This window comes from Bacillus sp. AR2-1, assembly GCF_008368755.1.
Taxonomy (GTDB): domain Bacteria; phylum Bacillota; class Bacilli; order Bacillales; family Bacillaceae_G; genus Bacillus_A; species Bacillus_A wiedmannii.
This window is the reverse complement of sequence record NZ_QORY01000001.1, coordinates 292,552-306,304: the sequence shown is the minus strand read 5'-3', so window position 1 is coordinate 306,304 and position 13,753 is coordinate 292,552. Positions and strand designations below refer to the sequence as shown.

Below are 13,753 nucleotides of genomic sequence, written 5' to 3'. Positions count from 1 at the left end.
TATCAATTAGAATAGGGTGAATGAATATTGAATGTACAATTTAAAAAAGGAGTTTTAGAACTTTGTGTTCTTGTCTTACTGGATAAGCAAGACCGTTATGGATATGAATTAGTTCGAAATATTTCCAATCGAATTGAAATATCAGAAGGGTCTGTTTATCCTCTTCTTCGAAGGCTAACTAAGGAAGAATATTTTACAACGTATTTACAGGAGTCTTCAGAAGGCCCTTCAAGAAAGTATTATACACTGACGGATAAAGGTAGAACGTATTTGTATCAACTTTTGGAGGAATGGAATGAGTTTTCACAAGGTGTCAATCAATTAATTAAAGAAGGTGTAGGTAATGACGAAAGATAAATTTTTACAACAATTAAATGTATCTCTAAAAAGGTTATCTGATAAAGAGCGTGCAGATATTTTAAAAGATTATGAAGAACATTTTACTTTCGGATTAGAGGAAGGGAAAAGTGAAGAAGAAATTGCAACTTCATTAGGCTCTCCAGCTCAAATCGCCAAAGAGTTATTAGCAGATTATCATATTGAGAAAGTAACAGCAAGTGCAACAACAGGAAATGTTTTTCGGGCAATTTGGGCAGTAATTGGATTAGGTTTTTTTAATTTGTTAATCGTGCTTGGACCTGCAATTACATTAGTGGCATTAATTTTTTCAGGATGGGTTCTAGGTATCTCATTTTTAGGCGCACCATTACTTGTTTTAGTTGATACGATTATACATCCAAATACATTCTTGCTATTTAATCTTTTTGTTTCTTTAGCGCTTTGTGGACTTGGATATTTCATTGTTATTGCTATGTTATTTTTAACGAAGCTAGCAAAGAATGGATTTGTTCGTTATTTAAAGTTCAATATAGCATTAGTAAAAGGTGGTTTAAAGCATGATAAATAAAAAGAGTCTTTCAATCATTGCAGGTATTATTTTCATTATTGGTATTATCGGAAGTTTATTCACTTATCGTTCAATTGCTGCAGTACCAATTTCAGAAGAAAAGGTCGTTAATAATAATAATGTGTCAAGCGTCATTATTGATACAAATAACGTTCGTGTTAATATCAATCCTACAAAAGATAGTAACGTGAAAGTAAAATTAGATGGCGAGGTTAATCCAAACGTAAAAAGAACATTAGCTACGGATGAGGAAGATTCAACGCTTCTCATTTCTTATAAAGAAAAACAACAGAGCTGGTTCAACTTTAATATTTCTGAAGTATTGGCTCCATTAACATTAAATGTGTATCTACCCGAAAAACAATATGATTCATTAAAAGTTTCCAATAATAATGGCTACGTTTCTGCTAAAAAACTAAACGCAACACATTTTAATATAAATACAAGCAATGGACATGTTGAATTAAGAGAAATCAATTCGCCAAAAATTATCGCAGAAGCAAACAATGGAATTATGGATTTCAAAGATGTATTGGCACAAAATATTCATGTGAAATCGAACAACGGACGAATAATGCTAGACCATGTTGAAGGTGAAATAGAGGGGCAAACTAAAAATGGAAGTCTTACTCTTAAAACGAATGAACTGGATCGAAATCTCAATTTTATGACTCATAATGGGAAAATTAATATTGAAACCGAAAAAGAACCAACTAATGTTCAATTTAATGTTTCTGTCGACAACGGCAGCGCGAATATCCTGAATAAATATAACGGGAATACGGTTATTGGAAAGGGAGAAAATATAATTAAATTAAACACACATAACGGAAATATTACAGTGAAAAACCAATAGCATATTACCTTTTATAATCTCAGCTCGTTGCACATAAAGAGCAATAATAAATAAAAAAGAACCGACTCCTTTTTTCAACATATAGGTAGTCGGTTTTTTTTTATGTAACCTTCGTTTAAGTGTGTATCCTTTTCATATTTCAAAATACAAACAGTTGATTTATTACCCTGGATTCTTAGAAAAATAACGAATAATAATTAATAGTGTAAGGAGAATTTGTGAATGACTCAAAAATAATAGCTGAAACAATGAAAAGTGAGAAGGAGTTTATTTCTAGCAAGAGGAATTCTTTACTGTATTGTTTTATTCAAAACTAAATTTAAAGGTGGATACATAATGACAGTAAAGAAGCTTTATTTCGTCCCAGCAGGTCGTTGTATGTTGGATCATTCGTCTGTTAATAGTACATTAACACCAGGAGAATTATTAGACTTACCGGTTTGGTGTTATCTTTTGGAGACTGAAGAAGGACCTATTTTAGTAGATACAGGTATGCCAGAAAGTGCAGTTAATAATGAAGGTCTTTTTAACGGTACATTTGTCGAAGGGCAGGTTTTACCGAAAATGACTGAAGAAGATAGAATCGTGAATATTTTAAAACGGGTTGGTTATGAGCCGGAAGACCTTCTTTATATTATTAGTTCTCACTTGCATTTTGATCATGCAGGAGGAAATGGCGCTTTTATAAATACACCAATCATTGTACAGCGTGCTGAATATGAGGCGGCGCAGCATAGCGAAGAATATTTGAAAGAATGTATATTGCCGAATTTAAACTACAAAATCATTGAAGGTGATTATGAAGTCGTACCAGGAGTTCAATTATTGCATACACCAGGCCATACTCCAGGGCATCAATCGCTATTAATTGAGACAGAAAAATCCGGTCCTGTATTATTAACGATTGATGCATCGTATACGAAAGAGAATTTTGAAAATGAAGTGCCATTTGCGGGATTTGATTCAGAATTAGCTTTATCTTCAATTAAACGTTTAAAAGAAGTGGTGATGAAAGAGAAGCCGATTGTTTTCTTTGGACATGATATAGAACAGGAAAGGGGATGTAAAGTGTTCCCAGAATATATATAGTACAAAAAGTCATGAGCTTATTCGCTCATGACTTTTTCGTTTAAATGATTTTTTTAAATAAGTTATAAACTTTTTTAGAACTATCTTCATTTAATTGATAGTACGTAAGGTTTACATCATTAGGAGTATCTTGTTGAGCAATCATCACTTCGTTACTGTGATGGTCAACTACCCATATGAAATATTTTTTATAAGTCCCATCCTCGAAAGTAATCCACATATCACAGTCTATTAAATCTGATCCTTCTTCATCTAATGTTAATTTTCCTTTTTTGGCGGTATCCATACTGTTAATGAATGTTTTTAATTCATCTGTTTTTGTGAGAAAGATATCTTTTTTTGTTTTAATTGACTCGACATGTATATCTTTTATTTCCTGTTTCCCTAAAAAGACAGGGGGCCCATTTGGATCTCTTTGAGTTGAAATGATAGTAGCTTTCTTCTTTGGTTTATTTGCTGTATAGAAATCTTGAATAGATTTCCCAGAGTTGAAAAACCATGCGATTCCAAAAATAATCAATGCACTACCTAGCAGTAAAATGATTTTTTTAATAGAATATTCTCCTCTCTATCACTTCGTATGAAGAGCTTTTCTATTAATATATGATAGGGAAGCGTAAAGTATTATAATTGAACTTGTTTATTCTGCACAGTTTTAACAGGGCGATCTACGAGTAAATTGTAAGTGAGTCCGATTAGTACGAAAATGCCACCGACAACCTTTCCTATAGAGAGTTCGTGTGACAAGATGAAATCAATGATAGTCCCCGCAAATAATTGTCCGATAAAGATGAGTAACGTTAAATAAAATGCTGATATTTTAGGTGTAATATAGTTCGATAACGAGATGACGATAACGCCTACTAATCCGCCTAAGTAAACAGCGATAGGAATAGATTGCAACGTATGACTAGGAATGTACATTGAATCTGAACTGAAAATTAAAAATAACATAGAGAAAAATAATCCAGTAATATAATTAAAAAACGTACCTTCCCAATTACCGATTTTCGCTGCTAAATTTGCGTTAATAATTCTAGCAACAACGATAGAAACACCAGCTAAAATAGCGATAGTAATATATAACATTTTCTTGCCCCCATTAATAAATTGTCATGATTATAATTCCGGAAGAGATGAAACATAATCCAATTAGTTTTTTCTTTTCAAACTTTGCAACTTTCATTCCTAATAAGCCGAAATGATCAATAACGATGGAAGCAATGGATTGACCAAGTAAACTTAATGCGATCGTAATAGAGGCACCAAGGACGGAGAAACTTATATTATTAAAAAGGACAGTGAATACCCCAATCGCTCCAGCGCTATATAAAAAAAGTGGAATGCTTTTATCAAAATAAATTTTATTTTTGTTTATGATTAAAACGAAAATAACTGCAATTAAACCGACAAGGTGAATGACAACGCTTGCTGTATACTTGCCAATTAATTCAGATAAAATCCCATTCAATGGAAGCATAACGGCGATGAGCACACCAATAAAGACAGAAAGAAAGTTGTACAATGTAATATCCCCTTTAATTTTCATATTTGTAATGACTGTATCATGCTGAAATTGTGAATTACTATGACATATGTCATAGTGGAAGGGGAAAATTTTGATTACAATGGGGAGTAGTTGTAAAGGCGGGGGAACTATGAAGAAAATATGTAATTCTATTAAATTAACAAATTATATGAAAGAAAATAATATTGACTCCTTTTTTAGTAATGATATGAAACCATATATGGAACTAATATTTTTTAAAAAGAATGAGTTTATTTGTAGAGAGAATGAAGAGATAGATTATTTATTTTTCTTCGTTGAAGGAAAAGCGAAAGCGTTTAATACATTAAGTAACGGGAAATCTGTATTGTTATGCTTTTATGATAGCTTGCAGCTGTTAGGAGATGTGGAGTTAATTCATTCTCAAAAGACAGCTTCAAACGTACAAGTGATGGCAGATTCATATTGTGTTGGTTTGCCTTTAGGGAAAGTGAGAAATCAACTATTTCATGATGCGAAATTTTTACGATGTATTTGCGGATCGTTAGCACATAAGTTAAATCGGCTTTCAAAAAATAGTACAATTAATTTACTATATCCACTTGAAAATAGACTTGCGAGTTACATGTTAGCAGCAGGGGAACGAGCGGTGCAGCATGGAAATAGAATTGTATTTAGTGGGAATTTAACGGAAACAGCGGAATTGTTAGGAACGAGTTATCGTCATCTATTACGTACATTAAATATTTTTTGTGATAAAGAGATAATAAAAAAGAACAATGGTTGCTTCGAAGTAGTAAATGTGGATGTTCTGAGGGAATTGGCAGCAGATGTTTATAAATAATATATTAAAGTGGGGATTTAGATGAAAATAGCAATTATTTCAGATGTTCATGGAAATAGTCAAGCTTTGAAATCCGTATTAGAAGATATTGAACGTCGCAAGGTCGAAATGATAATTAATTTAGGTGATAGCGTCTATGGGCCGTTAGATCCTTTAGGTACAATTGAAATATTAATGAATAACGAGATGATACATATTAAGGGAAACTGTGATCGCATGCTTTGGGAACCTATACAAGAGCAGTCTGCTACACTAACTTTTGTCCGAAATCAATTAACAGAAAATCATATAGATTGGTTAAAACAACATCCTTTCCAATTCATTGTTGACGATATTTTATTTTGTCATGGTACACTAACTTCAGATGAGGTGTATTTACTAGAAGAAATGGACGAAAATGGTGCAGTATTAAAGAGTGAAAAAAATATAATGGATCAACTCAAAAATATAGAACAAAAAATAATAGTATGTGGTCATACACATATTCCTAGAGTTGTTTATTTAGCGAACGGAAAAATCATAATAAATCCAGGGAGTATAGGGCTTCCAGCGTACAAAGATGAATTACCCATTGTGCATAAAATGGAATCAGGAACTCCGCATGCAAAATATGTAGTGATAGAAAAGGTTTTGGGAGAATGGGTAATTGAACAAATTTCAGTTCCTTATAATTGGGAGGAAGCTGCTGAGTTAGCTGTTCAACAGGAAAGACATGACTGGGCACAGGCACTAAAGACTGGGAAGATAGAATGAAAGGGAGTTTACCCCTTTTTTTATTTTGAGTAAATATTGAATGATGTAAAAATAAAATGTTATGATTATGGAAACGTATGAATATATGAACAAGTATTCATACGTTTAGTGGAAGGAGGGATTAGAATGAAAGACTTAATTATTATTGGAGCTGGTCAAGCTGGATTAGCAATGGGATATTACTTGAAGCAAGAAGGATATAATTTTTTATTACTTGAGGCAGGAAACCGAATTGGGGATTCATGGAGAAACAGATATAATTCTTTACAGCTCTTCACACCGAGAGAATATAGTAGTTTACCAGGTATGGTAGTAAAAGGAGAAGGAAATGGATTTCCATGTAAAGATGAAATGGCAACATATTTAGAAGAATATGCAAGGCACTTTACATTACCGGTCCAATTGCAAACTGAAGTTTTTAAAATAAAGAAAGAAAAAGATATATTCGAATTACATACTCCTACAGAAATTTTACAATCAAAAAAGGTTGTTATCGCAACAGGTGGTTTTCAGCAACCGTACATCCCTTCATTTTCACAACATCTTTCATCGCATGTTTTTTAAATACATTCATCACAATATAAATCACCATCACAAATTCCTGAGGGGAAAGTATTAGTAGTAGGTGGCGGGAATTCAGGAATGCAAATTGCAGTAGAACTTGCAAAAACTCATGGAGTTACAATGTCTATTAGTCATCCTCTAACATTTTTACCGTTACGTCTTTTTAGAAAAAGCATTTTTAGTTGGTTAGAAAAATTGGGTTTACTGTATGCTGAATTAAATACAAAGAGGGGAAAGTGGTTTCAGAAGAGAAAGGATCCTATGTTTGGTTTTGAAGGCAAAGAACTTATTCGTAGTGGGGCAATTAAACTAGAGGGAAAAGTGGTTCATGCATCAGAAAATAGCATTATGTTTCAAAATGGTGGCACGTATAGTGCAGAAAGCATTATATGGTCAACTGGTTTTATTCAAAACTATAAATGGATTGAAATAGAAAAGGCAGTGAATGAGAAAGGATTTCCTAATCATGTAAAGGGAATAAGTCCCGTGAGAGGATTATATTATATCGGTTTGCCGTGGCAATCTCAAAGAGGCTCTGCACTTATTTGTGGTGTAGGAAAGGATGCATCATATTTACTTTCTGAGATCAAAAAAATAGATCAGTAGCAGCGACTACTGATCATCCATATGTACATGAATTAGGAGAGGTCAAACATTTATTAACTTTATTATAATTGATTTTCATAAGAATAAAAACTGAAAATTCTAATTTTATGTTGAGAAAGTTTTTTGTATCGAAATATATAAAAGAATAGGGGTTTTTAGTAAAAAGAAATATGATATTTATATTTTAATAAATTGTGATATAGTTTATAAAGAACAGATTACATAAAATGTTATTTTATTACATATAAAGTAAGGGGGAATGGTTGTGAAGTTTGATGATCAACGCCTACTAGGAGTACGATTAGGTTCTATACTTGTAACAGAGGAAAATCAATATTTAGTAATTAAGAAAAAAGATCATTATGCACTTTTAAATATACATAATTTAGAATGCACACATGTTGAAGTGCAGCTAGAACATATTGAAGAAATGTTGCAGGAAGATTTTCAAGAAAGTATAACGGAGATTATCGCACCAGAACATATAAAAATTGTTGCCAAAAATGTAATATAAAGAAAGAAGCTGGAAGGGAGAGCTTCTTTCTTTTCGTTAAAAGGATAACGTTTTTAACACGTCACCAATAATCCCTTCCATTTGATGAACGCCTAAGTCAGCGTTCGTCATTATCACAGCACCATTACCTCGGTATGGATAGCATATCATCATACATTGAAATCCAACGCCCCATCCAAGTGAATACATTTGTAAGTCTTTATTCGAATCATCTAGAAACACACCTAATCCAGTCCATTTTGAGCAACCTTGAGGAGAAATCATATCTTGTACTAATTTTTGAGAAAGTTTTAGTTTGCCCTTTCCTTGTAAGGAATGAATGATTTCAATTACTAAAGTTGATAAGTCTGTTGGTGTTGTCCAAATACCTGAAGCGGCTGCGAATGGATAAAATGGATACTTCTCATTTGTAACGGTGCCATCTTTATTATGCCCGCAAGCAAAGGCCTCCATTTTATTTATATCTTTAGTAGAGAATAGCATACTATTTTTCAGTTGTAGTGGATGAAAGATATATTCTTCAAGTAAAAGATTGAATGGTTTTCCAGTTATATCTTCAAGTAGTAGTTCAATAATACAAAAGTTTGCATCAGAGTAGTGAAATTCGCTTTCTGGTTTATAAGTTATTTCTATCGGTACTGGACAATATGATGTTTTACCGGCAAGGATTTCAGACATGTTTGGTCGCCCTTGTGCAAGTGTATAATGCTCAAAACTATTAGGAGGATCAATGATTCCAGATTGGTGGCTTAATAAATTTCGCAGGGTGACTTTTTTCTGTGAGGTAAATAGACTGGTAGGTATGTTCCAAGATGTGAGTCTATCATTTACGTCTTCATCTAAATGCACGATCTTTTGATCTGATAACGTTAGTACGAGCATTGTAGTGAAGAATTTACTAATAGAACAAGAATTGAATATGGAATTCGTAGTGACAGTTTTAGTTGTTCCAGATTCAAGTGTTCCGCAGGCAGTTGCTTCATCTAGTTTACCATCACGTATAACGGCAAGGCTTAAACCTTCAACGGAATATTGGTTCATTTTCTCGTATATAGTGTTACTTTTTAAGTTCATAGTGACTCCTTTCTTATGAAAGACAGAATATTAGTTCTATTATACAGTAGTTAATAGAGAGAATGAGAGAAAAAGAAAAAACTTCATCTTTTATCGATGAAGTTCTTTTAGTTAATTCGAAGTGAATGCTTTAAAAAATTTATCTCGGTACATGTACATTAGCCATGAGGTTGTTAGTAAAGAAATAATGATTTGTTTGTTTTGAATTGGCGCATTGAAAACAAGCCAGCCAACGATATCAAATAATAAATGTAGTGCAATTGAAAGAACTACAAATTGTAGTAACGTCTTAAAAAATCTTTTCATAAAGTATCCCCCTAAAATAAAAGGTTTTATCAACAGTGTTGTATATTACTATTATACATTAAATGTGTTTCATGGTAAAATTTACATAAGTTAGTGAAATAAAACAAATGAAAGCTAATGAGGAGGAATAGTCATGGAATTTTGGATGATCATACCGATAGCGGTCTTTGGGTTTATTTATATTGCTGAAAAATTAAATAGAATCGAAAAGAAAACGGATGCACGTTTAAAGAGGATGGAAGATAGATTACAGCTAATTACGAAAGAAATGGGAATTATAGATAGAGAACCTGAAATTAATAAAGAGTTACGCCAGCTTATGGAAGAAGGAAAAACAGTTACAGCAGTTAAGAGAGTAAGAGAGGCTTTTGGGTTTTCTTTACTAGAAGCGAAGCAATATGTTGATAAATTATAAAAAAGATCATCCATTTGGTTGATCTTTTTTCAATGCACCATGCGTGTATTTACATAAGCAGCGATTATAACGTGGCCAATTATAATGATAGGAAATAAGATTTTGACATTAGGAGTAGTGAAGACACTACCAATTGTGGCAATAGCACCGGCAGTTAAATTATAAAGACCAACTATTTTTGATAACTTACCTTTATCTGGCACACGGCGTTCATTGAATCCTGATAAGAGCCAAGTGTATTGTTTAACTCCGATGAAATAGGCTAGTGCAAATGAAATAATTGCTAGTATGAATAATGATGGGGAAGCGAAGAGAGTCATTGAAAACACCTCCGTTAAAGGGCTATAAATAAATTATAGTATGAATGTTATAATTTAACAAAATATAAGTGTAATAGAAAACGGAGTATTTATCATGAAGGGAGATTAAGTATGAATATTGTGGAATTCCAGAGATATGTATTAAATTTCAGTAAAGAAAAAGGATTTCAAGAGACAACGATTGAAGAGCGAACGATGTATGCGATGGCGGAATTGGGTGAATTAGCGGAAGCTATATTAAAACGTGAATGGTAAGTGGAATATTAATGTGTAAAGATGGGGGATACGAATGAAAAAGAAGCTTATTATAGGAGGAGTCTTTACCTTAATTAGTGTAATGAGTGTTTTCGCTTATTTAGTCTTTCAAGGCATATTTATTCCGAATCAAATAAGTGCGGATAAGTATGAAATAAAAGGTGTAGATGTTGCGTCATACCAAGGAGATATAGATTGGAGAGAGTTGGAAAAGCAAAATATGAAGTTTGCGTTTATAAAGGCTACTGAAGGAAGCTCGTTTGTAGATAAGTACTTTTCGGAAAATTGGACGAATGCGAATAAGACAGGTATGCGCGTCGGAGCGTATCATTTTTTTAGTTTTGATAGTAAGGGTGAAACACAAGCAGAGCAATATATACGAACTGTTCCAAAGTATAAACAAGCATTGCCACCCGTAATTGATGTTGAGTTTTATGCTAACAAAAAAGATAATCCCCCTAAGCGTGAAGATGTTGTGAAAGAGTTGTCGGTCATGATAAAAATGCTAGAAAAACATTACGGTAAGAAAGTAATATTGTATGCAACTCAAGAGGCATATGATTTGTATATAAAGAATGCGTATCCCCAATGTGATATATGGATTCGTAGTGTCTTTACAAAACCGAGTTTATCTGACGAGAGAAAATGGACGTTTTGGCAATACACGAACCGCGGGAGATTAAATGGTTATAATGGAAAAGAGAAGTATATTGATTTGAATGTATTTTCTGGGAACGAGGAAGAGTTTGAGAATTATGGAATAAAAGGTTAAGTTTTCAAGCGCACAAAATTTGTGCGCTTTTTTGTTACTTACATAAAAATATGCAAATAAAGATGGAACAAACTTTTGAGCTGAATTGTCTAATATAGGTAATAACTATTTCGTTTGAAAGAAAGGGTGGAGAAAATGAAAAATACATTATTAAAATTAGGGGTATGTGTTAGTTTACTAGGAACAACTCAATTTGTTAGTACAGTTTCTTCTGTGAAAGCGGAACAAAAGCTAGAGCAAAAAGTAATAAAAAATGAGGCAGGAACTATTTCAATTTCTCAGTTAAACAAAAATGTATGGGTTCATACGGAGTTAGGTTATTTTAACGGAGAAGCAGTTCCTTCGAACGGGCTAGTTCTTACTACTTCAAAAGGATTAGTACTTGTCGATTCTTCTTGGGATGATAAACTAACGAAGGAATTAATAGAGATGGTAGAAAAGAAATTTAAGAAGCGTGTAACGGATGTCATCATTACACATGCGCACGCTGATCGAATTGGCGGAATAAAAACGTTGAAAGAAAGAGGCATTAAGGCGCATAGTACAGCACTAACTGCAGAACTAGCAAAGAAAAGTGGATATGAAGAACCGCTTGGAGACTTACAATCCATTACAAATTTGAGGTTTGGAAATATGAAAGTAGAAACATTTTACCCAGGGAAAGGACATACAGAAGATAATATCGTCGTATGGTTACCGCAATACAACATTTTAGCTGGAGGCTGTTTAGTGAAATCTGCGGAAGCTAAAGATTTAGGAAACGTTGCTGATGCATATGTAAATGAATGGCCCACATCAATTGAAAATGTGTTGAAACGATATGGAAATGTAAATTCAGTAGTGCCTGGTCATGGGGAAGTAGGGGACAGAGGATTGCTTTTACATACATTGGATTTGTTGAAATAAGAAACTGTGGGAATATAAAAGCGAGGAGAAACAATTTTCTCCTCGCTTTCTTCTAGCTATATTTAAATGCGAAGCTATCAATTATGCCTGCATACGTTACTGAGATTTTAATTCCAAGTATACAAATACCAGTACCGTCATAATTGCTATAACAACGTAAGTAATATCGAGCATTATAAGTGTTTTTAAAGTTTCAGTCATCCTAATTCACCCCTGTTATGAAAATATAACATAATCTCTTATCAATCAGATCAGAGATTATAAAGATAACAATGTACATGAAATTTCTTAAGTAGTTTCTATATAAATATATCATATAAATAATGTAAGTAATGTTAAGATAGTGTAAATGTATTGTAAATAAAGTGATTTTTCATAAAATATTTAATTAAAAAATTGATAGTTCTTAAAAATGAAAAAATGCTATTCTTTCTGTTGAATAATAAAAAGAAAGAATAGCGTTTTTGTATGTCTATTTCTGTTTTCTTAAGAGATTCATAGTACGAAATTTTCATTTCGTACTATGAACTAACTAGTAAGTTAATTCTTTAATTCAGCAATAGTCTAGCTATTTGAAAACTTGAACAACAGGATTATGTAACGTTTTTTTTAGGTGTCAATAAAAATATTATGTAAACAATATAAATTGTCACAAATTTATACATAGTATTGTGATTGATATCACATCCTTTTTTCCTAATGGGTATTATGCTTGACTTGTAAGAAATGATTGGGAGAGGGTGGGATGATCATGTTTTGTTATCAATGTGAACAAACGCCAACAGGTGGATGTAAAGTGATTGGTGTTTGCGGTAAAAATGAAACAATTGCAAGTTTACAAGATACGATTGTGTTTGGGCTAAAAGGAATTGCAGCTTATCGTACGCATGCTGCTCAGCTAGGGTATACTGATGCATTTGTAGATGCTACGACGCAAGAAGCACTGTATATGACATTAACAAATTCCAACTTTAATGAACAAGAACATATTGATATGGCTATGAAAGTAGGGAAATCGGCTTTACGAGTAATGGAGTTGTTAGATGAGGCGCATACGAATCACTTTGGTGTTCCAGAGCCTGTTCAAATTACGCAAAACCATGTAGAAGGTAAGGCAATTGTAGTTACTGGACATAATTTATTTGCGTTAGAAGAATTATTAAAACAAACAGAAGGAAAAGAAATTAATATTTATACGCATTCTGAAATGTTACCAGCACACGGTTATCCGCAGCTAAAAAAATATAAACATTTAAAAGGAAACATCGGTAAGGCATGGTATGATCAACGACGTCTTTTCGAAAAATTTACAGGTGCTATATTAGCGACAACGAACTGTGTTATGCCAATTAAAGGGTCGTACTCTGATCGATTCTTTTCATATGATATTGCAGGTTTAGAAGGTGTACAAAAAATTGAAAATGATGATTTTGCACCATTGATTCAAAAAGCGCTAGAACTTCCAGAAGTACATATGGAGTCGGATGAACAGTTAGTAACAGGGTTCCATCATAATACAGTATTATCATTAGCTCCTGAAATTATTAAGGCAGTAAAAGAAGGAAAGATTAAGCGTTTCTTTGTCATCGCAGGTTGTGATGCACCAGGAAAAGGCGGAGAATATTATCGTGAATTAGCAACGTCACTTCCACCAGAAACAGTTATTTTAACGACTTCTTGCGGGAAATTCCGCTTTAATGATGTGGATTACGGTGTTGTACCTGGTACAAAGATTCCGCGTTACATTGACTTAGGGCAATGCAATAATTCAATTTCAACAGTGAAAATAGCAGCCGCTTTAGCAGATGTTTTTCAATGTGAAGTGAACGAATTGCCAGTTAGTATTGTCCTATCATGGTTTGAACAAAAAGCGGTTGCGATTTTACTTGGGCTATTTAGTCTTGGAATTCAAGATATTCGCATCGGTCCAAAGGCGCCTGAATTTATTTCACCTGGCGTGCTTGATGTATTACAAGAGACATTCGGTTTAAAACTGATTACAACTGCAGCGGAAGATATGGAAATGATGTTATCGTAACAGAAAAGATGTTTTCATTTAATTATG

The 13,753-nt window shown here is 33.1% G+C and carries 17 protein-coding genes and 2 pseudogenes; 13 read left to right on the top strand and 6 right to left on the bottom strand.

Annotated elements, in window-relative coordinates:
* Nucleotides 1-27 precede the first annotated feature (27 nt).
* From DT250_RS01650 to aiiA, 4 genes are all read left to right on the top strand, one after another.
* Nucleotides 28-357, top strand: coding sequence for a PadR family transcriptional regulator (locus tag DT250_RS01650; protein ID WP_001102638.1), 330 nt, complete (start codon nt 28-30; stop codon nt 355-357).
* A complete protein-coding gene (locus tag DT250_RS01645; RefSeq protein ID WP_088064098.1) occupies nt 344-907 on the top strand; it encodes an HAAS signaling domain-containing protein in 564 nt (187 codons plus the stop codon). Before DT250_RS01650 ends, DT250_RS01645 begins: the two co-directional genes overlap by 14 nt.
* Complete coding sequence (locus DT250_RS01640; protein WP_000608748.1) at nt 897-1,763, top strand: DUF4097 family beta strand repeat-containing protein; 867 nt, start codon at nt 897-899, stop codon at nt 1,761-1,763. The genes DT250_RS01645 and DT250_RS01640 overlap by 11 nt, the downstream gene beginning before the upstream one ends.
* Nucleotides 1,764-2,099: 336 nt before the next feature.
* Nucleotides 2,100-2,852, top strand: coding sequence for a quorum-quenching N-acyl homoserine lactonase AiiA (aiiA, locus tag DT250_RS01635; protein ID WP_046954672.1), 753 nt, complete (start codon nt 2,100-2,102; stop codon nt 2,850-2,852).
* A gap of 40 nt (nt 2,853-2,892) precedes the next feature.
* On the opposite strand, the gene DT250_RS01630 is transcribed toward aiiA, so the two are convergent.
* The 3 genes from DT250_RS01630 to DT250_RS01620 form a co-directional block, all read right to left on the bottom strand.
* Nucleotides 2,893-3,387, bottom strand: coding sequence for a hypothetical protein (locus DT250_RS01630; protein ID WP_142291788.1), 495 nt, complete (start codon nt 3,385-3,387; stop codon nt 2,893-2,895).
* A gap of 89 nt (nt 3,388-3,476) precedes the next feature.
* Nucleotides 3,477-3,941 (bottom strand): DMT family transporter, encoded by a 465-nt coding sequence (locus DT250_RS01625; protein ID WP_088064096.1) that lies wholly within the window; start codon nt 3,939-3,941, stop codon nt 3,477-3,479.
* Between the two features lie 13 nt (nt 3,942-3,954).
* Nucleotides 3,955-4,401, bottom strand: coding sequence for a DMT family transporter (locus DT250_RS01620; protein ID WP_070168987.1), 447 nt, complete (start codon nt 4,399-4,401; stop codon nt 3,955-3,957).
* Between the two features lie 109 nt (nt 4,402-4,510).
* Between DT250_RS01620 and yeiL the strand changes: the two genes are divergently transcribed.
* The 4 genes and pseudogenes from yeiL (at nt 4,511) to DT250_RS01600 (ending at nt 7,640) form a co-directional block, all read left to right on the top strand.
* Entirely contained in the window at nt 4,511-5,203 is a 693-nt protein-coding gene (yeiL, locus tag DT250_RS01615) for a transcriptional regulator YeiL (RefSeq protein ID WP_048544259.1), read from the top strand.
* Between the two features lie 21 nt (nt 5,204-5,224).
* Nucleotides 5,225-5,956, top strand: a complete 732-nt coding sequence (locus DT250_RS01610; protein ID WP_088064095.1) for a metallophosphoesterase family protein — start codon at nt 5,225-5,227, stop codon at nt 5,954-5,956.
* A gap of 126 nt (nt 5,957-6,082) precedes the next feature.
* Nucleotides 6,083-7,126 (top strand): annotated as a pseudogene (locus DT250_RS01605) (flavin-containing monooxygenase).
* Nucleotides 7,127-7,391: 265 nt separating this feature from the next.
* Nucleotides 7,392-7,640 (top strand): hypothetical protein, encoded by a 249-nt coding sequence (locus tag DT250_RS01600; RefSeq protein ID WP_000666938.1) that lies wholly within the window; start codon nt 7,392-7,394, stop codon nt 7,638-7,640.
* A 36-nt stretch (nt 7,641-7,676) separates the two neighbouring features.
* Here DT250_RS01600 and DT250_RS01595 read toward each other — a convergent pair whose 3' ends face one another.
* On the bottom strand, nt 7,677-8,714 hold the full coding sequence (locus tag DT250_RS01595) for a serine hydrolase domain-containing protein (protein ID WP_088064094.1): 1,038 nt from the start codon (nt 8,712-8,714) through the stop codon (nt 7,677-7,679).
* A gap of 111 nt (nt 8,715-8,825) precedes the next feature.
* Nucleotides 8,826-9,020 carry a hypothetical protein gene (locus tag DT250_RS01590; protein ID WP_088609569.1) on the bottom strand — a complete coding sequence of 65 codons (195 nt, stop codon included), beginning with the start codon at nt 9,018-9,020 and terminating at the stop codon, nt 8,826-8,828.
* Between the two features lie 133 nt (nt 9,021-9,153).
* Between DT250_RS01590 and DT250_RS01585 the strand changes: the two genes are divergently transcribed.
* Entirely contained in the window at nt 9,154-9,435 is a 282-nt protein-coding gene (locus tag DT250_RS01585) for a hypothetical protein (RefSeq protein WP_061677629.1), read from the top strand.
* 29 nt (nt 9,436-9,464) lie between these two features.
* On the opposite strand, the gene DT250_RS01580 is transcribed toward DT250_RS01585, so the two are convergent.
* Entirely contained in the window at nt 9,465-9,755 is a 291-nt protein-coding gene (locus DT250_RS01580) for a DUF3784 domain-containing protein (RefSeq protein WP_048543795.1), read from the bottom strand.
* Nucleotides 9,756-9,866: 111 nt separating this feature from the next.
* Here DT250_RS01580 and DT250_RS01575 point away from each other — a divergent pair.
* The 4 genes and pseudogenes from DT250_RS01575 to hcp form a co-directional block, all read left to right on the top strand.
* A pseudogene (locus DT250_RS01575) lies at nt 9,867-10,004 on the top strand (nucleoside triphosphate pyrophosphohydrolase family protein); the annotation flags it as partial.
* Between the two features lie 40 nt (nt 10,005-10,044).
* Complete coding sequence (locus DT250_RS01570) at nt 10,045-10,782, top strand: glycoside hydrolase family 25 protein (protein ID WP_149212381.1); 738 nt, start codon at nt 10,045-10,047, stop codon at nt 10,780-10,782.
* A gap of 135 nt (nt 10,783-10,917) precedes the next feature.
* Nucleotides 10,918-11,688, top strand: coding sequence for a BcII family subclass B1 metallo-beta-lactamase (gene bla2 / locus DT250_RS01565; protein ID WP_098858399.1), 771 nt, complete (start codon nt 10,918-10,920; stop codon nt 11,686-11,688).
* 751 nt (nt 11,689-12,439) lie between these two features.
* Nucleotides 12,440-13,726: a hydroxylamine reductase gene (gene hcp / locus DT250_RS01560; RefSeq protein ID WP_149212380.1), complete on the top strand. Its 1,287-nt coding sequence runs from the start codon at nt 12,440-12,442 to the stop codon at nt 13,724-13,726.
* Nucleotides 13,727-13,753 lie beyond the last annotated feature (27 nt).

Coding starts and splice junctions, on each gene's coding strand:
- DT250_RS01645 (WP_088064098.1), top strand. CDS start 344: ATGACGAAAGATAAATTTTTACAACAATTAAATGTATCTCTAAAAAGG.
- DT250_RS01640 (WP_000608748.1), top strand. CDS start 897: ATGATAAATAAAAAGAGTCTTTCAATCATTGCAGGTATTATTTTCATT.
- aiiA (WP_046954672.1), top strand. CDS start 2,100: ATGACAGTAAAGAAGCTTTATTTCGTCCCAGCAGGTCGTTGTATGTTG.
- DT250_RS01625 (WP_088064096.1), bottom strand. CDS start 3,941: ATGTTATATATTACTATCGCTATTTTAGCTGGTGTTTCTATCGTTGTT.
- DT250_RS01620 (WP_070168987.1), bottom strand. CDS start 4,401: ATGAAAATTAAAGGGGATATTACATTGTACAACTTTCTTTCTGTCTTT.
- yeiL (WP_048544259.1), top strand. CDS start 4,511: ATGAAGAAAATATGTAATTCTATTAAATTAACAAATTATATGAAAGAA.
- DT250_RS01610 (WP_088064095.1), top strand. CDS start 5,225: ATGAAAATAGCAATTATTTCAGATGTTCATGGAAATAGTCAAGCTTTG.
- DT250_RS01595 (WP_088064094.1), bottom strand. CDS start 8,714: ATGAACTTAAAAAGTAACACTATATACGAGAAAATGAACCAATATTCC.
- DT250_RS01590 (WP_088609569.1), bottom strand. CDS start 9,020: ATGAAAAGATTTTTTAAGACGTTACTACAATTTGTAGTTCTTTCAATT.
- DT250_RS01585 (WP_061677629.1), top strand. CDS start 9,154: ATGGAATTTTGGATGATCATACCGATAGCGGTCTTTGGGTTTATTTAT.
- DT250_RS01580 (WP_048543795.1), bottom strand. CDS start 9,755: ATGACTCTCTTCGCTTCCCCATCATTATTCATACTAGCAATTATTTCA.
- DT250_RS01570 (WP_149212381.1), top strand. CDS start 10,045: ATGAAAAAGAAGCTTATTATAGGAGGAGTCTTTACCTTAATTAGTGTA.
- bla2 (WP_098858399.1), top strand. CDS start 10,918: ATGAAAAATACATTATTAAAATTAGGGGTATGTGTTAGTTTACTAGGA.
- hcp (WP_149212380.1), top strand. CDS start 12,440: ATGTTTTGTTATCAATGTGAACAAACGCCAACAGGTGGATGTAAAGTG.